This is a genomic window from Polycladomyces zharkentensis (genome assembly GCF_016938855.1).
In the GTDB taxonomy this organism is placed as follows: Bacteria; Bacillota; Bacilli; order Thermoactinomycetales; family JIR-001; genus Polycladomyces; species Polycladomyces zharkentensis.
The window spans coordinates 138,907-161,885 of record NZ_JAFHAP010000008.1 but is presented as its reverse complement, the minus strand read 5'-3'; the positions used below and the strand labels follow the sequence as shown (position 1 = coordinate 161,885).

The window sequence follows — 22,979 nt, the reverse complement described above, 5'->3', positions numbered from 1 at the left end:
TTTGTGTTGCAAACTTGTTTATTCTATAATAAACCTAAAAAAATGGACTGCTCCTCTCCCGGCTTGGCGTGAGGTAACAGCCGTCAAATGGAACTTGTTCGAGATTGATTTTTTCATACTCTCTTGAACGACAGTGTTTCTTTCAGCCCTTCGCGACGAATGACATGTTGACACTTCACACGGCTAAAGTACCACAGACACTCACGATGGTCACCTTAGGCTTTCTGGCGACTTTTTCTGTAAAACTTCCTTTAACCGGCGTCCCTGTTCCAAGACCAGCTGTACGAGTTCGTCTTCCCGGGAAAGGCCAGCGTATTCACAAAGGGCACCATCGATTCCTGTACGGGCGATCGTCTGCTGCAATTGTACCGCTTCATTGTCACCTTCATAGTCATAAGCCAAAGCGGCAGCGATGCCGAGCGCCAGGTTTTCCGGTTTCTGTCCCCGGGCAAGCAGCTGGCGGGCAGGGCCGACCAAGCGATCGTTCGCTCCGAGTTTGCGAATCGGCGAGCGGGCAACGCGCGTCACATCATCAGAGATATACGGATTTTGGAAACGGTCAATGATCTTTGTGATATAGGCGGCATGCTCTTCAGGAGCAAAGCCATATTTATCGATGAGTAACGATCCCGTCTCACCAAGGGCCTTTTGCACAATTTCCCTGATAAACGGATCGTCGATCGCTGCTTTGATCGTGGGATACCCACAGGCATATCCCAGGTAAGCAGTGATCGCATGACCCGTATTTACAGTGTACAATTTCCTCTCCAGATAGGGGGTTAAATCGTCCACGCATTTCATGCCCCGTACAGGTGGCAGTTCCCCCTTGACCTTGGTTCCATCAACGATCCATTCGTGATAAGGCTCGACAGCGACAGTGAGAGGATCGTCATGCGTCTGGTTGGGGACGATGCAGTCGACAGCGGCGTCAGGAAATCCGAAACGCTGCGCAAACACCCCTTTTTCTTGTTCCGTCACGTGTTTGTACACGTTTTCCCGCAGGAGAGAACTGGCGGCAATCATGTTTTCGCATGCGATGACGTTCAGCGGTTTTTCCGTTTCACTGATCCTTTTTTGCAGGCCCTCAGCGATGAGATCCGCGATCAGTGGCAGCACATTTGCCCCCACGGCCGTTGTCACCAGATCAGCGCGCGCAATCGTCGCCACGACCTTTTCTCTGTCCGTCCGGCTATTGATCGCCCAGACGTGATCGATCTCTGATTCTTCTCGTGTCTCTCCCGCTTTTACGAGGCGATACGACTGCTTATGGTTTAACGCTTCGACCAGCGCATCGTTGATGTCAATGAAACATACTTCGTATCTGGACTGTGCCAGCAAGGCGCCGATAAATCCTCTCCCGATATTGCCTGCTCCAAAATGTACGGCCAACATCTCAGTTCACCTCTGCAAAAAACGAAAGAAGTTCTTCCTTCGTTTTTGAGTTTACTATTTTTTCTACATTTTCCGGTTCGGAACACACAATGGCGATTTTGGAGAGAATCTGCAAATGTTCATCGTCTTTTCCGGCGATCCCGATAACGAGCTTCGCCACATTGTTTCCGCCAAAATCGACGCCTTCCGGGATCTGCACGATCGAAATTCCGGATGCTTTCACCACTCTCTTGGCATCTTCCGTACCGTGGGGAATCGCCACATGATTGCCGATATAGGTGGACGTCACCGTTTCTCTTTCCAGCATCTTCTCGATATACGCTTCCTCGACAAAACCATTGTCCACCAGCAATTGGCCGGCAAGTTGAATCGCGCTTTCCTTGTCATTCACCTTTGCGTTCAGCATAATCGTATCTTCGGAAAGGATCGGTTTCGTCATCGTTTGTCTCCTCCCCCTAAAATGCTCCTTTTGCTCCTCTTCACTCCAACTTATCCCTTAAAAACTGTTGAAATCTTTCGTTGAGGTACGAGGCGATTGCTTCTTGGTCTTGCGAGTCGAATAATGCCATGCTCTCTTCGCTTTCGATGATCAGCGCGCTGATGTGACTCAACACTTCCAACGCTTTTTTCGAAGCTGTTTCAGGTGAGAGCATGAGCAACAGATTTCTCGTCCACGTCTGTGTATCATCCATTGCCCGGATTGCCAGGGGAGTCGTCCATCCCCAGATCGTAAAAGACGGTTTGCGCACATACGGGCTTCTTGTATGGAACAAAGCGAGGGAAGAACCCGGAATGCCGAGTCCCCGCATCCGTTGTCGTTCCAGCAAAGCTTCGGTTACCGCCTCCGGGTGCTCGATGACTCCCCGTCGCTGCAAATCGCAACAAGCGGCCCTCAGCACATCCTCGATCCCTTGTGGATTCTCGCAGATCGTCAGCCGAAAGCCTTCCAGGACAGTGCTGATGATCCCGGAGTATTCGTGAATATCCTGGAAAGGAATGCGGCATGTCCGGGTCCTCTCTCCTGACACCCCGGTTGACGCTTCCTCTTCACGAACAGAAGTCCTGTTGACAGATGTGTTGTTTCTGCGCCGTTTCGGCCGTCGTCCGTGTATCCAGTCACGGATGTTTTTCACATCGTTCTCCGTCAGCATCGGGTTGACCAGGACATACTCCTTTGCAAAACCCGCCAAGGGGATCGTAGAGATGATCACGTCATAATCGTCGAGGTTGATCGATGTCAAGTCAAAGACCGACGCGTAGTGCAACCGTTTGATTTCCGGAAGTTCCTTTCTGATCCTTGTCGCCAGCATCTTCGAAGAGCCGATGCCACTGGAACAAATGATCAAAGCGTGAAGTTCCTTTGGCTCGTTCATTCGTTCGAGGCTGGAAGCGAAATGCAAAACGAGATACCCGATCTCCTCCTCCGGGATGGACAGAGCGGGGAAAACTTTTTCCACACCCGCTCTGACAATCGTGCATAATTCGCCGTAATCCCGTTTGATTTCTTCCAGCAACGGGTTGTGAATTCCCATCTTCTTCTTAATCCGGTAAATCGCAGGTTGCAAATGGGTGACCAGTCCTTGGAATAAGGATTGGTCTGCCCGCAAGTCAACGTTCGTTCGTTCGCTCACGTAGTCGATCAAATCCCTTGCCCGCAACGCGAGGAGAAAATTGACGTCTTCCGGATCAAGATCCAGCGCGTTTCTCAGCTTCGCCCCTTTCAAATGCATGGCGATATAGCCGATTTCCGCTTCCGGGATCTCCAGGTCCAATGCTTTGCGCAACTTGTCAATGATTCCTGACGCGATTTGATATTCTCCCGTTTTTTTCAAAGTCTCGAGAGAGTGCGGGTCCATATCGATCTGTTCGCTTTTCCGCAGCCGCTCGAGGGCGAGCGCGAGGTGGACGACGAGGCCGATATACGCACTGTCCGACAGGGCATACGGCAGTTCGTCTCTGATTTCCTCCACCGCTTTTTCCGCGATCATCAGTTTTTCTTTATCCACAAACCCGAGCAAATGTTCGGAGACCGTTTTCACCCGCTGAGCTGATTTTCTTTGAATTTGATCACGAAGGTACGCCAGCAAATCCACTTCCGTCATGTTTTCCACGATCAGGCTGCTGATTGCCTTGCGTTTGTCCATCTCTGAACCGGTGACTTGCACGCCGTAACCCCGCTTGCGAATGAGAGAAAGATGAAACGACGCCAACCAGTCGTTTATTTTCGTCAAGTCGTGGCTGACCGTCGCCACCGTCACGTTCAATTCGTTCGCCAGGGCGACGAGCTTGACCGGTTCTTCCGACGCCAACAGCGTACATAAAATGATCGTTTGCCTTTCTTCCGGCGTAAACTCGGAATGTGATGCATTGTAGAGGAAAAACTCCAGTTCTTTCTTTTTTTCGGTGGGACCGCTGATCTTGATCCCGATTCCCGTTCTTTTTTCCAGCGAGAGACCGAACGACTCTAAAATGTCTTCCACGTTTTTCAGATCCCGGTGAACCGTTCTTTCGCTCACCTGAACCTCAGCCGCGATCTCCTTGACCGTCATTATATCTTCTTGGTTGAGTAACAGTTGCAGGATTTGCCGTTCTCTCGCTGATACGTACATGGCAGATCACTCCAATGGCGGCCCCGCACGGGGACCGCTCACAGCTGATTCTTGTTTCTCACGATGTTTCATCCGCATGATTTTTCAAACGTTCCACCAGTTCGTCGTATTTCGGGCTGTTCAAGAAGTTTTCGACGGAAATGTGGGTCGCCTGCGGCAATTTTGCTTTCGCCCGCTCTGTCAGATCCTTGTGGGTAATCACGATATCTGCGTCTTGCGGCAACTCGTTGATCGAGGTGTTTGTCACTTCGATGTCGAGGCCGGCCTTCTGCATCTTATTGCGCAAGATTGAAGCCCCCATCGCGCTGGAACCCATTCCCGCATCGCAGGCGAAAACGACTTTTTTCACTTCCGCTTTCGCGAAAGAACCCACCAAAGTTTCGACGGCTTCACTTTTCTTCCCTTTCATTTCTTCCATCTTTGCCGTCGCTTTCAGCAAGTCTTCCTCATTTCCATCCCCTTTACTCCGCTTCAAGATGAGGGAAGCGACGAGGAACGAGACGACCGCACCGACGATGACACCCGCCAATACACCCGGATAGTTCCCTTTCGGCGTCATCGCCAACAAGGCAAAAATGCTTCCGGGAGAAGGCACGGCCACCAGACCGGCATGGAACAATGTGAAGGTGAATACTGCGCTCACACCGCCCGCGATGACGGCCAGGATCAACAAGGGTTTCATCAGGATATAGGGAAAATAGATCTCATGAATGCCCCCAAAGAAATGGATGACGGCCGCCCCAGGAGCCGATTGCTTTGCCATCCCTCTGCCAAACAGCCAGTACGCAAGCAAAATGCCAAGACCCGGTCCTGGGTTCGTTTCAAGCAAAAAGAGGATCGATTTTCCCGTTTTCGCCGCTTGTTCAACCCCCAGCGGACTCAAAATTCCATGGTTGATCGCATTGTTCAAAAAGAGAATCTTTCCGGGTTCGATGAAAATGTTCGCCAAAGGCAAGAGTCCTGCGTTGACGATGGCTTCCACCCCGGCAGCAAACGTTTTGTTCAACGCCAAAACGACGGGGCCGATCGCCTGGTAGGCGAGAATTGTCAAAATCGCGGCGATAATCCCCGCGGAAAAGTTATTGATGAGCATTTCGAAACCGGACCGAACCTTTCCGCGGATCAGGTCGTCAAATTTTTTAATGGTAAACCCGCCGAGGGGGCCCATGATCATCGCGCCCAAGAACATGGGAATATCCGTTCCGACGATCACCCCCATCGTAGCGGCAGCACCGACGACACCACCCCGTATATCATAAACCATTCTCCCACCGGTGAAGCCGATCAACAAGGGCAACAGATACGTGATCATCGGCTCGACCAGCTTTGCCAAATGTTCATTTGGCAGCCAGCCGGTAGGGATAAACAAGGCGGTAATCAACCCCCAGGCGATGAACGCACCGATATTCGGCATGATCATGCCGCTCAAGTAACTGCCAAACCGCTGAATCTTCACTTTCAATGATTTTGCGTCCTCACCAGCAGAAGCCAGGGGCGGGAACGTATTTCCGTTTGTATTCATGACAATTCCCCTCCCGTTGATTCCGGTCGATTGATAACGACAAAAAAGAGTAAATTGTTGACCATTTTAAAAATGAAGATTCACTGTTCCTATCCTGTGCACATGTGGACAGATGTCTCTTCACCTGTATAGTAAAGCGTTTTCAATACGATCTCAACAAGATTTTAACATCATATTGTCATATTGGTTATTGACATCTTTTAAAAACGGACAAAAAGGCACGCGTATCGCGTGCCTTCAACCGAAAGGATATCAACCGATTTCTTGCTCATATTGCGTGCGGGACACGTTCAGCGCGGAAACCCTCAATCCGTCGAAAGCCACTTTCTTCCCTTCCAGATGATCAATTTGAATCGTCCGGGACATTCCCGGTAACAGATCGAAATAATTGTCGCTGAACGTCAGCATGTCCCCGGGAAGCTCGATTTTGACGAAACGGGCCAACCGCTCCGAAAAGACCGTCACACATTGCCGCTTTTCATCCACCCTCACGCGCAGCGTCGTCTCCGGCAACCCCAGCTCCTTTTGATCGCGCAAATAATAGAAGTTCTCCGGTGTGACTCCCCGCACGGAACGCAAACAAACGACCACCCGGTTCGCGGGATGACCTTGTAACATTTCTTCCTCCGTAAACCGGGCAACCCGCACAGAAACGTTAGCAGAAACCTGAACCGCCATCTCCCGGGAAAATACCGGCTTTCCGTCAAAGTCGTACACGTGCAACGAAACGGTATCCTGCAAATCTTCCAACCGATCGTTGACGACCCACACATGCAACGCTTCCCCCGACTCGTGATCCAAAGTATACAGCACGGGATGGAAGCATTTTTTCGCATAGTAGTAACCCGCCTTCGGCAGCAGATAATAGTCGATAACAGACCAGCTCGTCCCCGGCCAGCAATCGTTCAGTTGCCAGAACAATGCGCCGCTGGTTGAAGGTTTGTGCCTTCGGTAATGTTCAATCCCGTATTTCAATCCCTCCCCCTGCGTTAACATGGAAAAATTCAAGTACTCTTCGAGGTTGCGGGGTACGCCGGTGTACCCTTCCATCAACAGGATTCCTTTCTGGTGATGATCATCTTTGTTGCGATATGCCAACTCGTCGCTTCCCCAGAAAAACTTCCCTTGAGGAATATTGCGTTCCAACGTATAGCGGTTCGCTGCGGCGTGCATGCCGAATTCACTGACGAATTTCGCCGTATCTTTTTTGAAGTTCTTGAAAGACACGCCTTCCACGCTGTAATCGACGCGCGGTATTTCCCCGAACTTGCGCGGCTCAACCTTGCCGTGCCACACTTGCCAATTGTGGCGATCCCCTTCCTCCGCGGAATTGTGGTCGTTTCCGCCATAAGGGGAGCTGGGCCAGTACAGGCGCGTGGGATCGAGTTCCGCCAACATTTGCGGGATCAGCTCGTGATAAATTTTTTCCCCGTAGAACGGGGTGGTGATTTCCCCCGACGCCTTCATCTGTTCGTAGATCCAGTCATTCTCGTTGTTGCCGCACCAGAGAGCGACGCAGGCGTAGTTACGTAACCGCTTGACCACCCGGGCAATCTCTTCGCGCACGTTGGCCATGAAATTGCGGTTAAAATCGGGATACAACGCGCAGGCGAACATAAAGTCCTGCCAAACGAGGATTCCTTGCCGGTCACACTCCCGATAAAAGACATCTTTTTCATAGATCCCGCCGCCCCACACGCGCAACATGTTCATATTCGCCTCACGCGCAAGCCGGATCAAATGAACGTACCGGGAATCGGGTGCCGCACCGATAAAACTGTCCACCGGGATCCAGTTCGCACCTTTGGCAAACAGTTCCACACCGTTCAAAACGAACGTAAACCGGGCGTTTCCTTTCTCGTCGGTACGCCGCACCTCGAGCATGCGAATGCCGAAATCTTGCTCATATCGGTCGATCGCTTCGCCGTCCTTGAACAATGTTACTTCCAAGCGGTAGAGATGGGGTGTTCCCAGATCGTGTGTCCACCACAGTCTGGGCTCTTTCACCTCGAGGATCAGGTGAGCAGATGTTCCGTTTAAATGGGTTCTTTGTACAACACGTTCATTTTGTCCCCCTTCATGTTCGCCCCGGCAATCGTCGCAAGTCAGGCTCACCTCCACCTCAAACGTGTCGTGCGAAGTGGGAAGGAATGCAGCGGAACCGATCCCGTTGGCGTTTTGTCCAAAATCATCCACTTCCACATCGATGGCGACAGTGGCTTTGTTTTCCCCGATCGCCAGTGTGCGCGCAAACACGCTTTCCAGCTTGGCGAAACGTTTCTTCTCCAGGCGTACGTCTTGCCAAATGCCGACTGTCACGAGACGCGGTCCCCAATCCCAGCCGAAGTTCATCTGCGCTTTCCTTACCCAGATCCGTTCCTTGCTGAAGCCGGACCAAAAATCCTGTCGTTTCCCTTTCACGCGAAGGGAAACGGGATCGAATTTGACGGCCAGCACGTTGCGCCCCCCGCGGATTTCCCGCGTCACGTCGAACGTATGGGCGATGAACATGTTTTCCGTGCTCCCCAGTTCGATCCCGTTCAAATAGATCGTCGCAAACGTATCGAGACCCTCAAAAATCAGATACAGGCGCTCCTCCGGTTTGATCTTCTCGTCAAAATCAAATTCGGTGCGGTACCACCAAACTTTCTCTTCGACCCAGCGACATTTTATATCGTTATGACCGACGAAAGGATCGTCAATGATCTTTTTCTCGATGAGCGTCGAATGAACATCCCCGGGGACCTTGGCGGAAATCCAGAAGTGATCGATGTAATCGGGATCTGCGACCTCAAGCTCATTGGCCTGTCCCGGTTCAAACCATTGAATCTTCCAGTTTTGATTGATTTTCATGGAAAGTACGGGCGGTGGAAAAACCCACGGTTTTCGTTGTGGGAATCCGCCCCATCCCTCCTTTCCGTACAACTTCTGTATGGATTTGCAATATCATCCGTTTGAAAAGCCGGCATAAGGAATCGTTGATCTTAAAATGTTGTATGATATAATAATATATTGAAAAATAATTATTTTTTCAATAGTGTTTCTGCATCAGAAACAGTGAAGGGAATACCGGACACCAAAGAGATGATCAACCTACTTGCTACCTCCATTTTACATGAAGACCGTGGAAATCGCGCGCTTGTTTATCGGTAAATTTTTTTGTAAATTATGAAATAAGGAAGAAAGGATTGATTCTCTTGAAGAAGTTGATCAACAACCCTGAACAAGTGGTACGCGACATGATTGACGGTATGGTTTTCGCCCATCCCGACAAACTGAAAAACCTGCCGGGAACCAATGTTTTAATTCGCGCTCATGCTCCGTCTCAAGGAAAGGTTGCTTTGGTCAGCGGGGGCGGAAGCGGACATGAACCGTCTCATGCCGGATATGTTGGAGCGGGGATGCTCGATGCAGCCGTAGCAGGAGAAGTCTTTACTTCCCCGACACCGGATCAGATTCTTGAAGCCATCAAAGCCGTTGATACCGGCAACGGGGTGCTGTTAATCATCAAAAACTACTCCGGGGATCTGATGAATTTTGAGATGGCTGCTGAGCTGGCAGAGGCTGAAGGGATTCAGGTTGCCAAAGTCATTGTCAATGATGATGTTGCCGTTGAGAACAGTACATATACAACGGGACGCAGGGGAATAGCAGGAACGGTTTTTGTTCACAAAATAGCCGGAGCACTTGCCGAAAAAGGTGCTTCTCTGAAAGAAGTGGAACAGGTGGCGAACAAGGTGATTCAGCACGTTCGAAGCATGGGCGTCGCATTCACTCCTTGTACCGTTCCCGCCGCCGGAAAACCCAGTTTTGAAATTGGTGAAACGGAAATGGAAATTGGCATCGGAATTCATGGGGAACCTGGTACTCACCGAACCGCCGTAGCTACAGCCGATGAGATCGCAGAAATCTTGTTATCCCGTATACTCGACGATATGAAATTAATCTCCGGCGATCAAGTAGCGGTCATGATCAACGGTCTTGGAGGAACCCCGTTGATGGAACTATACATTCTGAATAAAAAAGTTTCTCAAATCTTAAAAAACAGGAATATCTCCGTTTACGATACTTATGTGGGTGAATATATGACAGCGATTGAAATGGCTGGATGTTCTATCACACTCCTAAAACTGGATGATCAACTGATTGAGCTGTTGGAAGCACCTGCGGATACGATCGCTTGGAAGAAATAACGAGGGGGTACACACGTGTTGATTCAATCTGAGCACATCATCAAATGGATGGAAGCATTGAATGCCCAAATAGACAAGCAGAAGGAATATCTTACACAGCTTGATCAAGCGATCGGCGACGGGGATCACGGAATCAACATGACCAGAGGTTTCAAAGAGGTAATCAATAAAATACATCAGACTGCCTATGACGATATCGGGAAGTTGTTTCAAGATATTGGAATGACGCTTGTTTCAAAAGTTGGAGGCGCTTCCGGTCCGTTATATGGGACTGCTTTCATCAAAGCGGGGCAGGTATTGAAAGGAAAACAGGGGATCACAATCAGTGAACTGGGCCAAGCCTTGCAAGAATCCGTCAACGGCATCAAGCTGAGGGGGAAATCGCAGGTTGGCGACAAAACCATGCTGGATGTTTGGGAACCGGTCACCAAGTATATCCAACAAAGCGGAAACACGCTCAATATACGAAAATTGATTTCCTATGCAAGAGAACAAATGGAAAACACGAAGGGATTGGAAGCCAAGAAAGGGCGTGCTTCCTTTTTGGGGAAAAGATCAATCGGACATTTGGACCCTGGCGCCGTTTCCTCTTACCTATTATTTGAAACCCTGTGCTCAATCCTTCCTGAAAACTGACCGAGGACGAAAAAGGAGATATGAAATAGTGGAATATGTGGGTGTTGTTCTTGTTTCACACAGTCATGAGTTGGTCAAAGGCTTAAAACAACTGCTTTCCCAGGTGAATCCTCATGTTCCGATCGCCTTGGCAGGGGGGACGGATGAGGGGGAAATTGGTACAAGTGTAGATCAGATACAAAACGCCATCAAGTCTGTTTATTCCGATAAAGGCGTTATTGTCTTCTTTGACCTCGGCAGCGCGCTCATCAATACCGAATTGGCGTTGGAACAACTGGCGGAAGATCACATCACAAAGGTTCATATCGCAGACGCTCCATTGGTGGAAGGAGCCTATGTGGCAGTTGTGGAGTCAGGATGCGGCAGTACCTTGGAAAAAGTAATCAAGGTAACACTTGAGGCAAAATCACTGACGAAAAAATGAAAGGTACCCGGGTCCGTATGCAGTACCCCCTCCAATCGCTCGCATCCTGAAAACAAAATGAGTCGGGCTTGAAAGGGACAACCGGCACCTGATTCTTTGACGTACAGGATGCCGGTTGTTTGTGCCTGTGATGTGGTGACCTCTGAATTTTTGTATGAGAGCGTGTCTGTTGACACTCCACACGGCTAAAGTACCACAGGCACTCCCTATGGTCGCCGTGGGATTCTTGAGTGGTTAGCGCCCTCAGTCCATTTCTGTTTCGGGCAACCCTCAAGCTAGGGGGGTGTCATCACCCCGTCCCATATGGTTCTGCGCCACCGGGCACATGTACCCACATGGGCGGCGTACCTGCGACCAACGGAAGTGCCCGTGGTATTACCAGTACGCTAGTTCTTTTTGCCTCACTCTCATGGTTTTACCCAGTGGGAGAGATTTGTTCGCCACTGGAACCTCATACCATGACGTACACAGGAACATGCCCACTACCAGTGGATGAGCACCGCTCATACGTTCGATTATACAACAAATTGGTTGCTCTTACCATCCCCAAAAGGGGATACCGAGCAACTCCGCCTTTCATCCCACGATTCAAATACCCCTAGGGTACTTCCTATGGTCGCCGTGGGCTTTCAGACGGCTTTTTCTGTAAATCCGCGAGGGAGCAAATGTTTTCCCAGGTGAGCGACCAACCAAGCCCGGCCGAGCGAAGACCGGGATCGCAGGGATGAAATCGCGGGCAACTTTTTCTTAGCGAAGCGTACTTTGCCCGCGACCCGCGCTCCGGGTCGGAGCAAGCATCATCCGCTTCCCGGCAGGGCGAAGGTGAAGCGAACCTGGTGTGGACAATATTCACCAGACACACTCCGGTGATCAAATCGCCTCCCCGGCTGCAGAAGCCCGGAGAGCCGTTGCAGGTTTACCCGCAGCGGATGCTTCTTGCGGTACGGCTTCAGGCTCAATGCCATGTTCGCTCCGGTCCAGACCTTTGATTTCCTCTTCTTTGCTGATGCGCAGACCGAACAGTTGATCCATGACCCACAGAATCGCCCAGGAAACCACAGCCACGTACACCGCCGCCACCAACACGCTCAGTGCTTGCACACCCAATTGGGTCCATCCGCCGCCGTAAAACAATCCCGGACGTCCAATGCCGGTGTACTCCACCAAATGTGGTGCAGCGAAGAAACCGGTGGAAAGCGTGCCCCAGATTCCAGCCAAACCGTGCACGGAAAATGCTCCGATCGGATCGTCGACCCCCATCCGCTCAATCGCAACCGCCGTCCAGACACTCATCGCACCCGCGACGGCCCCGATCACCACAGCCGCCCATGGCTCAACAAACGCACATGCCGCCGTGATGGCCACCAATGCCGCCAACGCACCGTTGGCGATAGACGGAATATCCGCTTTTTTGGTCATCGCATAAACTGCGAGCCAAGCGCTCAAAACCCCCGCCGCAGCCGCCAGGTTGGTCGTCAACGCCACATATCCGAAAAATCCGTCTTTCGTTCCCAGTGTGCTCCCCGCGTTGAAACCGAACCAACCCAGCCAGATGATCATCGCACCCACTGTGATGAAAACGGGATTGTGTCCCTGCATCGTTTTGGGATTACCGTCCGGCCCGTATTTGCCGATCCGCGGTTTGAGCAACAGCGTGGCGATCAGTGCAGCGATCCCGCCTTGCAGGTGCACCACCGTCGAACCGGCGAAATCTTGTGCCCCGAGCTCGCTCAACCAACCGCCGCCCCAAATCCAGTGCCCAACCACCGGATAAACGACGGAGGTATAAAGTGCACCGAACAAGAGATATACGATCAATTTCGCCCGCTCGGCAAATCCTCCCCATGCGATTGCGAGTGACACCGCAGCGAAAGAAAGCTGGAACAGGTAAAGAACCTCCACGGGGATCTTTCCTTTCTCATCAGGCAGCGACAGGAACCAACCGCTCGTGCCGAACCACTCATTTCCGGCCCCGAATGTCACTGCATAGCCAAAAGCCCAGAAAAACAATGAAGCCGTGGCAAAACTGATCAATTGTTTGCTGGCGATATGCCCCGCATGTTTCAAATGAGCGGAGCCTGCCTCCAACAGCGCGAATCCGACTTGCATGAAAATAACCAAAAGTGCAGCCAACAACACCCACACTGTATCCAACAACAAAGGTACCGACATGTTCGCCCACCCCTTGTGTTAATTTTCCTGACATAACCTTTCTTTGATTATGTATATTAACACGAACAGGGGCAGAGATCAATACTTTTATGTCAATTTTTCTTACATTCGAACGACCAAAAAATCCCCTCCACAATGTGGAGAGGATTATCGGGGAAATTGAACCTCCCGAAATTTCGGGTAGTGGGTCCAAATTTCCCGTCAAAGCAGTGTTTTTCGCACTTCTCAACTCCATACTACCCAAATCCGTTCCAGTTGAATTACAGAGATCGCGGCACCTTGTTGCAATCAGCGCACCGATTGCACTTGTCACAGCCGACTCCGCTTCGCTTTCTCCTTCGTCCGTACCCGCCACTTGCGGTCGCGTCACGGCGGCCACGACCTCATCACACGCATAATAGCAACTTTGTTGACATGAATCCGGTCAACCGGTTGCATCGATGGTCGTTTGCATGAGTTGTTGGAAAACGGTTTGGAAGCGCTCGGCCACCAATTCCCATCGATAGTGGTCCTCCACACGCTTTCGGGCGGCCTGGCTCAATTGCTCCATCTTGTGCGGGTGATCGAACAAATCGATGCAAGCCCGGGCCAAACGTTTGGCCAGATAATTTTTGGTAACGAGAATACCGGATACGCCGTCCTCCACCACCTCCGAAATACCTCCCGTTTTTACCGATACGACAGGCAAACCGGTTGCCATCCCTTCCACATTGACCAAACAAAACGCTTCCGGTCCGATGGACGGGGTTACCAATACATCGGCCATCTGATAATATCGCGGCACTTCCGTATGCGGGACGTGGGGAATCCAATGAACGTCCTCTTTCAATGAGCGGATCTGTTCCTGAATTTCTTTTGCATAAGGTGTTTCCACATGACGGCCGTAGCGACTGCTGCCGACAATCACCAATGCAGTATCCGGATGTTTTTGTCGAATGATCGGTAAGGCGCGGAGTAAAAATGCCAGTCCCTTTTGTTCGATGACCCTGCCAACATATAAAATCACCTTTTTCTCTTCCAGACCCATGGTTTTTCGGAGCTCGATGCGTTGGCGCAGTACATCAGGGTCGCCGATGGGAGGGAATCTCTCCAGATTGACGCCCAGCGGCACAACTGTCACCTTGTCTGCCATTCGTGGAAATAGCCGGTACAACCATTGGGCCATGAAGCGGCTGTTCGTCATCACCCGGTCTGCCAACCGGATACTCTTTCGCAATGAATTTTTGTCCATCATCGGCGGTGTCGCATACGTCTCCGAATGAAGATACAACGTAATGCGGGCATCCGGACATGCCGACCGGACCTGTCGGACATACGCCGGACGGTTATCGATGTGAATCAACTGCGGGCGTAAGCGTCTCAGATGACCAATCGCTTCCTTGAGATAACATTGCGAATGGTCGGCTCGACATGGAACGCACAATGCGTGTTCCGTTTGGATGTTTTTTCCAATCAGGTACACTTGATGTGTCTCGGCCAAATGCGGCAATATTTCGCGTACACATGTCTCCACCGATCCGCCTCCATCGGGTGTCACCGGGAGGGAGCCGGGTGTCAACCATGCTACCGTCGGTTTGGGCGGTTGTATATGCGGCTGCTGTCGCAACAGCCAACCGGCATATTCCATGGGTTTGGCAAACGTTTCATGCCATTGTCCCCATTCCTGGGCTTGGCGAAACGTAATGCGCAAATCGCGGCCATTCACCTCGATGATCCACAAATGTCCCTTTTGATCCACACCCACATCAAAACCGAGATCGGCCATTCCCGGTATCTTTTCTGACAATCGTTCCGCCGCTTGTAACACGATCCGTTCGATTTGCTCTTTCAACCTGGGAAGCGGGCACAACCCTTCGAATTGGGAATAAACTGACTTGAGCGGTACCGCCCGGCCACCCACAGCCACATTGGTCGCGATACCGTGTTCAGGACCCACACGTGCGACGATCCCCGATACTTGCCACTTTCCTTGCCGATCGCGTTGAACGGCCACCCGCAGATCGATGGGTCGCTCGCCTATACGGGAAAGTGAAACCGGCTGCTGCACGATGGTTTCCCCTTTCCGGCCAAGTCTGCTGATAAACGCCTTCAGCTCAGGTATTGAATACAACGTCCTTCTGAATCGGTAAGGAGTGGACGCCACCCAGATTTCCTCATCCCTCAACGGATCCAATCGTACCAAACCGATCCCCAAACTTTTGTTGGTCGGTTTGATATAGACGGAACCGTGCTTTTTCAAAAACGATATCGCGGTTTCTGGAGTCAGTCTGGCCGTTTCAGGCAAATGCTGAACCAGTTCGGAGTCATGTTTCAGACAGTCGTACATGAACCATTTATTCATTCGGTTGTTAGCATTGAAGAGTTGCGTGAAAGGCAGGGTACGCAAGCGGAATAAGCGTCCCTGTGCCTCGCGTGATGTGGGCCGCACACGATTATGAATCACCGTTGGCAGGGGAATCCGACGAATTTGATAGTTACCCGGTCCCTTCCAGATATGTGCGCGCACCGACAAGTCATCAAATGCGATATCCTCCAGAGAGAAAAATACGGCACGCAGCCCTTCGCGCCTGGCAAACCGGTCATACAGGGCGAAAGACTCATAGGGGGATTTACCCAAAAGGCATTGACGAAAAATGTACCGATTTACCAAAATACCTACGTCATATGTCATCCCGCTCCCCTCCTGTCCCTATATGTGTATGCCGAAGGGGCAAAAGGAACGTAAACATTCGTCTATAAAAAACAAAATAGACAAAAGCCGCATGGCTTCTGTCTATTTTGAGGTTAATTCTGGTTTACCCAGTTGTAAAACGAAAACCCGTCCTTTTTCTGGTGAGGCGTTGATTGGTACAGCACGCCCTTTTGGTGAAACTTTTTGGCATACTCGATTGCTTCTTCGGGCGTTTGAATCCGGTTGCGTTGCCACTCCAACAATATACGGTCAATGTAACGGAAATTCAATTTGTTGCTGAAAACCGCCTCCCGCAGAGCCGCCAGGATCAGCTCGGTGGAATAACCATCCTGGTCAATCCAATGGGACAATGTTTCACACTCCATCGGCGACAACGGACGCCCGAACTCTTGCTCAAACGTTTGAAACAGTCGTCCGTAAACGTCTTCCTCTCCCTCCTCTTCCGTCATATCGGGGACCTCGCCTTCCAAATAAGCGGCGGCCAATTGTTGCAACAGTGGTCTGGTGGAATACCGTTCACTGTGAATTCCGTTCTCCGTCACTTCTTCGTCTATGGACAAAAAGCCACCGCGTACCAGGGATTGGAGCCACCGAACGACTTGGTCCGCCGACACACTCATCCGCTCTTCCAGCTCGCTTACCGTCGGGAAGGACTTCCCTTCCTTTTCCTGATACAACATGATGTGAATGAGCAGCATCACTTCCCCTTCGGAAAGGCCCAACCGTTTGTACTGGGTGAACAACACGACCGGTAAAGAAATGGACCCTTCCTGCAACATCTGGACGAGCGCGGTGTGCGGCGACCGCTTTCGATCCATGTTTCTTCCACCTCTCATCAAGTTACTGCCGGGGAAACGAAATGGCGGCCCAACAGACCGCCATTTCTCGTTATTTACGGATACAATCGGTTCAACATCCGCGGGAACGGAATCGTTTCACGAACATGATCCAAACCGCAAATCCAGGCTACCGTCCGTTCCAATCCCAGACCGAATCCGGAATGCGGGACGGTGCCGTATTTACGAAGATCCATGTACCATTGGTACGCCTCACGCGGCAAGTTGTGTTCTTGGAATCGCTGTTCCAGCAGTTGGGGATCGTCGATCCGTTGACTGCCTCCGATGATTTCCCCATAGCCTTCCGGTGCGATCAAATCCGCTCCCAGCACGACTTCCGGCCGGTTGGGATCGGGTTTCATGTAAAATGCCTTGATCTCCGTGGGATAGTGGGTGATGAACACCGGGCGATCGAAACTCTCGGCGATTTTGGTTTCATGGGGTGCTCCGAAATCTTCGCCCCACTCAAACTCAAATCCTTCCTTCTTTAACAATTCCACCGCTTCATCATAAGTAATCCTCGGAAAAGGCGGTTTCACCCTTTCCAAAGGCGCGATGTCGCGACCGATGGTTTCCAGTTCCCGCCGACATTGGTTCAGGACGTGCTGTACCACGTGGGATACCAATTCCTCCTGGATCTTCATGTTCCCTTCGTGGTCGACGAACGCCATTTCCGGTTCGATCATCCAAAACTCAATCAGGTGGCGCCGTGTTTTGGATTTTTCCGCACGGAACGCCGGACCGAATGAATACACCCGTCCCAGCGCCATCGCGGCCGCTTCCAAATACAGCTGCCCACTCTGCGTCAAATAGGCATCTTCATCGAAATATTTGGTGTGAAAGAGCGTTGTCGTTCCTTCACAGGAAGACGGTGTTAAGATCGGCGGGTCCACCAGCGTAAACCCGTTGTGGTTCAGATAGTCCTGAATCGCGCGGATGATTTCCGCACGAATCCGCAGAATCGCTTGTTGCCGCGGAGTGCGAATCCACAGATGGCGATGGTCCATCAGGAATTCGACTCCGTGTTCTTTCAGTGAGATCGGATATTCGTCCGCCACCTGGATGATGTCGACGTCAGTCACGTCCAACTCGTATCCGCTGGGAGCCCGGTCGTCCTTGCGAACCGTGCCCTGCACATACAAGGAACTCTCTTGTGTCAACCGGTTCGCCTTCTCCCACACTTCCGGGGAGACTTGACTTTTTACCAAAACGCCTTGAATCACGCCGGAACCGTCACGAATCTGCAGAAACTGAATCTTACCGCTGGATCGTTTATTATAAAGCCATCCGCCCAACTTCACTTCTTTTCCAACATGGGCGGCGATATCCCGAATCATGGTTAACACCATTCGCCAACCTCCATCATTTCATCGACTTCGTTCATTATACAACCATCAAATCGGGGCAGTCAATGAAACCGGTTCACCGTTCGGCAAAAACCGGGAAACATCGCGTAACCCGTCGGTTTTCTTGGCGTCGTGACGGCTAGCATGATGGGCAGGAGTATACATATGGTTTGTGCAGCAAACTTGTTTATATTATTTTAATCGTAAAAAAACGCTGCGCATCTTTCGCAGCGGATTTTTTCACTCAATCGTTGTTGGCGATGAATCGCGGCTTTGATGAGGACGCTTTTCTTTGTCTGTTTCCGGTATGACAGGCGTGAATCGCCATGGGCTTGCTTTTGTCGATCACCGCCGGTAATGAACGAAGTGGTGGTCAGATTCTTCTCACCGGTCACGAATCTTCGAAACGACTTCCACCATACACTTCCATCAAAGCGTTTCCCGTCCAGGTGACAAATGATTCCATGGTCAAATGTCACCCAAACGCGCCGGGCTTGTGAAATCCACCGAGTCGATCGACGAGTTACTACCGGTTGTTTGCAATGTCTCATCGCTGTCATGGCAGCGCTTCATCGATCAACGCCGATACCTGTCCCCCGAAAACGGGTGCAGCACCAACAGCGTTTTCACCGTTTTCGGTGGCGCCAGCAGGGATTTCGTTCATCACGAGTCATCCCGCTCACCCCATGTTCTCCAACCCTCCGGCTTATTTTTCAGTCCGCCTTCTATTGCCCCAGTGCCATGGGTTGTTGCGTATCCTCTCTGGTCGCGGTAGTGAGAGGGATACACATCGGGTGACCCGTCACGGGGTCGGCAATCACTTTGGCCTGAATGCCAAAGACGGATTCAATGGTTTGCGGGGTGATCACGGATGACGGTGTACCCTGTGCGACCACCTTGCCGTCTTGAAGCGCGATCAGTCGATGGGCATAGCGTGCCGCCTGGTTGATATCATGCAGAACCATGACGACAGTGATTCCTTCCGTTTCATTCAACCGTTTCAACAGATCCAGCAAATCAATCTGATAGGCCAAATCCAGATACGTCGTCGGTTCATCCAACAACAACAGCGGCGTTTTTTGCGCGAGTGCCATGGCGATCCACGCCCGTTGCCGCTGGCCTCCGGACAGAGAGGAGAGCGGACGGTCAGCCCATTCCGCCACACCCGTCATCTCCATCGCCCATTGGACGATTTGACGGTCTTCCTTGCGCCTGCCTCCCCAAACTGACTGATGTGGAAATCGTCCGTGCCATACCAGCTCTTCCACTGTCATCCCTTCGGGAGATTGGGTATGTTGCGGCAAGATGGCGAGACGACGGGACACTTCCCGCGTCGGCATCTCATGAATCGCTTTGCCATCGAGATAGACGGCCCCTCCCTGCGGTTGAATCAGCCGTGCCATCGCCTTGAGCAGGGTCGATTTGCCGGAACCGTTGCGACCGATCAGCGCCGTGATGTGACCGATGGGGATGTCGATGTTGAGTGTTTCAATGATTCGTTTTTTTCCGTACGCCAACGACAGATCCCGGACACAGAAATGTGTTTCGTTCATGTTTACACCCTCCTCAATCCATCAGGGAATCCTCGATGTCCGTCCATTTAAGCTGGTGCAGGAGGAAACGCCCAACACGCTGAACAGCGTCAGCGGATTGCGCGTCAACCCCTGCACGCATACGATGAATTTGAAAATCATTATCAGTAAATGGTCACACTATTAATCCTAATCGAACTCCTTCCCGATGTCTAGTTTTTTCGGATAAAGTTCATCAAAAAAAGGCACCCCCTGCACGGTCGCAGGAGGTGCCTTTTTTGTCGGCTCAGTACAGAGACAGGTATTGTTCGCGCTCCCAAGGATGAACTTGCGTGCGGAACATATCCCACTCGATTTCTTTGGCTTCGATGAAGTGGGCCAAGGCATGTTCGCCGAGCGCATCGCAGATAACCGGATCTTTTTTCAGCTCTTCCAACGCTTCTTTCAGCGTGGCCGGCAAGGATTCGATGCCCGCTTCCCGACGTTCTTCTTCGTCCATGACGTAAATATTGCGGTCTGTTTGCGGCGGAAGCGGCAATTTGTTTTTGATACCGTCCAGACCGGCTTTCAGCATGACCGCCAAAGCCAGATACGGGTTGGCGGACGGGTCCGGGTTGCGCACTTCGATCCGGGTGCTCAAACCGCGGGAAGCCGGTACGCGCACCAACGGACTGCGGTTTTTCGGAGACCAAGCCACGTAGCAAGGAGCTTCATACCCCGGCACCAACCGTTTGTAAGAGTTGACCAACGGGTTGGTGATCGCCGCAAAGGCACGGGCGTGTTTCAAAATACCGGCCAGGAAATAACGTGCGGTTTCGCTCAGACCCAGCTCGTCGTTTTCATCGTAAAAGGCGTTTTCATTGCCCCGGAACAGGGATTGGTGGCAGTGCATACCGGAACCGTTCACACCAAACAGCGGTTTCGGCATAAAGGTTGCATGCAGACCGTAACGGCGGGCGATGTTTTTCACCACCAGTTTGAAGATCTGAATATTGTCGGCCGCCCGCACCGCGTTGGCGTATTTGAAGTCTATCTCATGTTGACCGGGTGCCACTTCGTGGTGGGAAGCTTCCACTTCGAAGCCCATCTTGTCCAGCGTCACGACGATGTCACGACGGCAGTTTTCGCCCAGATCCAGGGGGGCCAAGTCGAAATAACCGCCGTTATCATTCAGATCCATCGTCGGTTCGCCTTTTTCGTTGGTTTTGAAGAGGAAGAACTCCGGTTCCGGACCGACGTTGAACGAAGTGAAGCCCATTTCTTCGGCTTCTCTCAGCACTTTTTTCAGGATGCCGCGCGGGTCTCCCGGGAACGGATTGCCATCCGGCAGATAAATATCACAAATGAGTCCGGCCACTTTCCCTTCAGACCCCGAGCTCCACGGATAAATCACCCACGTGTCCAGATCCGGATACAGGTACATATCGGATTCTTCAATCCGCACAAACCCTTCAATCGAAGAACCGTCAAACATCATTTTGTTGTCCAGCGCTTTTTCCAGCTGACTGCGCGGGATTTCCACGTTTTTGATCGTGCCCAACAGATCCGTGAACTGAAGACGGATATACTGGACGTTGTTCTCTTCTACAGACTTCAAAATGTCTTCACGTGTGAATCGAGGCATAGAGAACGCTCCTTTTTCTGGTGTGTTTATGGTAAGCCAGATGGCTTGATCGCATCAGTGGAAAAACCGGGAAAGTTCTCCTTGGATCAAATGCGCTTGACCCGGACGCAACTCAGACAGTTGCCGTTTCAACAATTTGCGCAATTCGGCATCCGTGATGTCGTGACGACGTTTCTCTTTGGATGGCTGTGCCGATTCCGCCGCCTGTTTCAATAACACTTCCTTGACGCCGGCCACGTTCACGCCTTTTTCCATCAAGCTTTTGATTTGCAACAGGCGATCTACGTCATTGAAGGAAAACAGGCGTTGATTTCCTTTTGTCCGAGCGGGTCGGATCAAACCTTGTTGCTCGTAGTAGCGCACCTGCCGCGGAGTGAGTTCCGTCAATTTTGTCACGATGCCCATGGGAAACAAAGGCATGTTCCTACGGATCTCATCTCGCATGTGGGCGCCTCCTCTCTTGCTTGACTTTACTGCTATTGTATTCGTGTCAATTTCATTTGTCAATGGGTGTTAGAAAAAATGACATAAATCAACGGATCGCTTTTTTGTTCGGAGCGTTCTCCTGCCTTGTAATCCCACCTTATCACATGCCAGTACCTGTATGGAAGGGGGAATGAAGGCCCCTCGCTTGATTGAAAGCTGAAATTGATCTAATATGTTGTATTGTGTGCAACATTTTTTGACCCAAGAAGCACAACCATGTCGACAAACGGGAGGGTGAGAATATGGCAAAAGGGAAATTGGGACTCGCGTGGCAAATCTTGATCGGATTGATTTTGGGTATAACGGTAGGCGCCGTTTTTTATGGCAACCCTGCCGTCGAACAATATCTGAAACCGATCGGCGATATCTTCATTCGGCTGATCAAAATGATCGTGATCCCGATCGTCATCTCCAGCTTGGTCGTTGGCGTCGCAGGTGTCGGAGACATTAAAAAATTAGGAAAATTGGGCGGGAAAACGCTCTTGTATTTCGAAATCATCACCACTGTCGCGCTGATCATCGGACTGCTCGCTGCAAATGTGTTCCAGCCCGGCGCCGGCGTGGACATGAAATCGCTGCATAAGGAAGATATCCAAAAATATGTGGATACTACCAAAGAAGTGGAAGATCACGGCTTTGCCGATACTTTCGTCAACATCGTACCGGAAAACCTGTTTACCTCCCTGGCGGAAGGCCACATGCTGTCCATCATTTTCTTTTCCGTACTGTTCGGATTGGGTGTGGCGGCCATCGGAGACAAAGGAAAACCGGTGTTGAGGTTCTTCCAGGGAACTGCTGAAGCGATGTTCTACGTGACCAACCAGGTCATGAAATTTGCGCCGTTCGGCGTGTTTGCCCTGATCGGGGTTACCGTCTCCAAATTCGGCGTGGATTCGTTGATACCGCTGAGCAAATTGGTGTTGCTCGTGTACGCATCGATGATTTTCTTCGTTTTGGTCGTGCTGGGCGTGACAGCCAAAATCGTCGGTACGAGCATCTTCCGGATCATCCGCATTCTGAAGGATGAGCTGATCTTGGCCTATTCCACCGCCAGCTCGGAAACGGTATTGCCGAAGCTGATGGAGAAGATGGAGAAATTCGGCTGTCCGAAAGCCATCACATCCTTCGTCATCCCGACCGGCTATTCGTTCAACCTGGACGGCTCCACGCTGTATCAGGCGATTGCGGCCATCTTTATCGCGCAAATGTATGGCATCGATCTGTCGGTGGGAGAACAAATTACCTTGCTCTTGACGCTGATGGTCACCTCCAAAGGGATCGCCGGCGTACCGGGCGTCTCCTTCGTCGTACTCCTGGCTACGCTGGGTGCGATGGGATTGCCGGTGGAAGGATTGGCCTTCATCGCCGGTGTTGATCGTTTGATGGACATGGCCCGGACGGCAGTCAACGTCTGCGGCAACTCGCTGGCGGCCATCGTGATGTCCAAATGGGAGAAACAGTACAATGATAAACAAGCGGAAGCCTATTGGGAAGAAGTGAAGCAAGCGGCGTGAA

General features: G+C 51.3%; 17 protein-coding genes. 5 read left to right on the top strand and 12 right to left on the bottom strand.

The annotated features are described in order from the left end of the window. Positions 1-210: 210 nt before the first annotated feature. From JQC72_RS07995 to JQC72_RS07975, 5 genes are all read right to left on the bottom strand, one after another. Positions 211-1,392, bottom strand: coding sequence for a mannitol-1-phosphate 5-dehydrogenase (locus JQC72_RS07995; protein WP_205494588.1), 1,182 nt, complete (start codon positions 1,390-1,392; stop codon positions 211-213). A 1-nt stretch (position 1,393) separates the two neighbouring features. After that, a complete protein-coding gene (locus tag JQC72_RS07990; RefSeq protein ID WP_205494586.1) occupies positions 1,394-1,831 on the bottom strand; it encodes a PTS mannitol transporter subunit IIA in 438 nt (145 codons plus the stop codon). 40 nt (positions 1,832-1,871) lie between these two features. Further along, positions 1,872-4,001, bottom strand: coding sequence for a BglG family transcription antiterminator (locus tag JQC72_RS07985; protein WP_205494585.1), 2,130 nt, complete (start codon positions 3,999-4,001; stop codon positions 1,872-1,874). A gap of 58 nt (positions 4,002-4,059) precedes the next feature. Beyond that, a complete protein-coding gene (locus tag JQC72_RS07980) occupies positions 4,060-5,523 on the bottom strand; it encodes a PTS mannitol transporter subunit IIBC (RefSeq protein ID WP_205494584.1) in 1,464 nt (487 codons plus the stop codon). A gap of 252 nt (positions 5,524-5,775) precedes the next feature. Beyond that, positions 5,776-8,376 (bottom strand): beta-mannosidase, encoded by a 2,601-nt coding sequence (locus tag JQC72_RS07975; protein ID WP_205494583.1) that lies wholly within the window; start codon positions 8,374-8,376, stop codon positions 5,776-5,778. Positions 8,377-8,720: 344 nt separating this feature from the next. On the opposite strand from JQC72_RS07975, the gene dhaK reads away from it, so the two are divergent. Genes dhaK through dhaM form a run of 3 tightly spaced genes read left to right on the top strand, consistent with a single transcriptional unit; the run spans position 8,721 to position 10,776 of the window. Next, positions 8,721-9,716 (top strand): dihydroxyacetone kinase subunit DhaK, encoded by a 996-nt coding sequence (gene dhaK, locus JQC72_RS07970; RefSeq protein WP_205494582.1) that lies wholly within the window; start codon positions 8,721-8,723, stop codon positions 9,714-9,716. A 48-nt stretch (positions 9,717-9,764) separates the two neighbouring features. Continuing rightward, the gene (gene dhaL, locus JQC72_RS07965; RefSeq protein WP_302104702.1) at positions 9,765-10,352 is read left to right on the top strand and encodes a dihydroxyacetone kinase subunit DhaL; all 588 of its coding nucleotides are present in this window, start codon (positions 9,765-9,767) and stop codon (positions 10,350-10,352) included. 28 nt (positions 10,353-10,380) lie between these two features. Further along, positions 10,381-10,776, top strand: coding sequence for a dihydroxyacetone kinase phosphoryl donor subunit DhaM (gene dhaM / locus JQC72_RS07960; RefSeq protein WP_205494580.1), 396 nt, complete (start codon positions 10,381-10,383; stop codon positions 10,774-10,776). 870 nt (positions 10,777-11,646) lie between these two features. On the opposite strand, the gene JQC72_RS07955 is transcribed toward dhaM, so the two are convergent. From JQC72_RS07955 to JQC72_RS07935, 5 genes are all read right to left on the bottom strand, one after another. Then, the gene (locus JQC72_RS07955; protein ID WP_205494579.1) at positions 11,647-12,948 is read right to left on the bottom strand and encodes an ammonium transporter; all 1,302 of its coding nucleotides are present in this window, start codon (positions 12,946-12,948) and stop codon (positions 11,647-11,649) included. Positions 12,949-13,372: 424 nt separating this feature from the next. After that, a complete protein-coding gene (locus tag JQC72_RS07950) occupies positions 13,373-15,619 on the bottom strand; it encodes a YheC/YheD family protein (RefSeq protein ID WP_205494578.1) in 2,247 nt (748 codons plus the stop codon). A 113-nt stretch (positions 15,620-15,732) separates the two neighbouring features. Further along, positions 15,733-16,458 carry a DnaD domain-containing protein gene (locus tag JQC72_RS07945; RefSeq protein WP_205494577.1) on the bottom strand — a complete coding sequence of 242 codons (726 nt, stop codon included), beginning with the start codon at positions 16,456-16,458 and terminating at the stop codon, positions 15,733-15,735. Between the two features lie 74 nt (positions 16,459-16,532). Next, a complete protein-coding gene (asnS, locus tag JQC72_RS07940; protein WP_205494576.1) occupies positions 16,533-17,825 on the bottom strand; it encodes an asparagine--tRNA ligase in 1,293 nt (430 codons plus the stop codon). A 722-nt stretch (positions 17,826-18,547) separates the two neighbouring features. Continuing rightward, positions 18,548-19,375, bottom strand: a complete 828-nt coding sequence (locus JQC72_RS07935) for an ABC transporter ATP-binding protein (protein WP_205494575.1) — start codon at positions 19,373-19,375, stop codon at positions 18,548-18,550. Here JQC72_RS07935 and JQC72_RS07930 point away from each other — a divergent pair. Further along, entirely contained in the window at positions 19,374-19,541 is a 168-nt protein-coding gene (locus JQC72_RS07930; protein WP_205494574.1) for a hypothetical protein, read from the top strand. The two genes, JQC72_RS07935 and JQC72_RS07930, sit on opposite strands and share 2 nt — an antisense overlap. 99 nt (positions 19,542-19,640) lie before the next feature. Here the strand turns inward: JQC72_RS07930 and glnA are convergent, their stop codons facing one another. After that, positions 19,641-20,978 carry a type I glutamate--ammonia ligase gene (glnA, locus tag JQC72_RS07925; RefSeq protein ID WP_205494573.1) on the bottom strand — a complete coding sequence of 446 codons (1,338 nt, stop codon included), beginning with the start codon at positions 20,976-20,978 and terminating at the stop codon, positions 19,641-19,643. A gap of 54 nt (positions 20,979-21,032) precedes the next feature. Next, positions 21,033-21,422 (bottom strand): MerR family transcriptional regulator, encoded by a 390-nt coding sequence (locus JQC72_RS07920; RefSeq protein ID WP_205494572.1) that lies wholly within the window; start codon positions 21,420-21,422, stop codon positions 21,033-21,035. Positions 21,423-21,706: 284 nt separating this feature from the next. On the opposite strand from JQC72_RS07920, the gene gltP reads away from it, so the two are divergent. Next, complete coding sequence (gene gltP / locus JQC72_RS07915) at positions 21,707-22,978, top strand: glutamate/aspartate:proton symporter GltP (RefSeq protein ID WP_205494570.1); 1,272 nt, start codon at positions 21,707-21,709, stop codon at positions 22,976-22,978. Position 22,979: the final 1 nt, after the last annotated feature.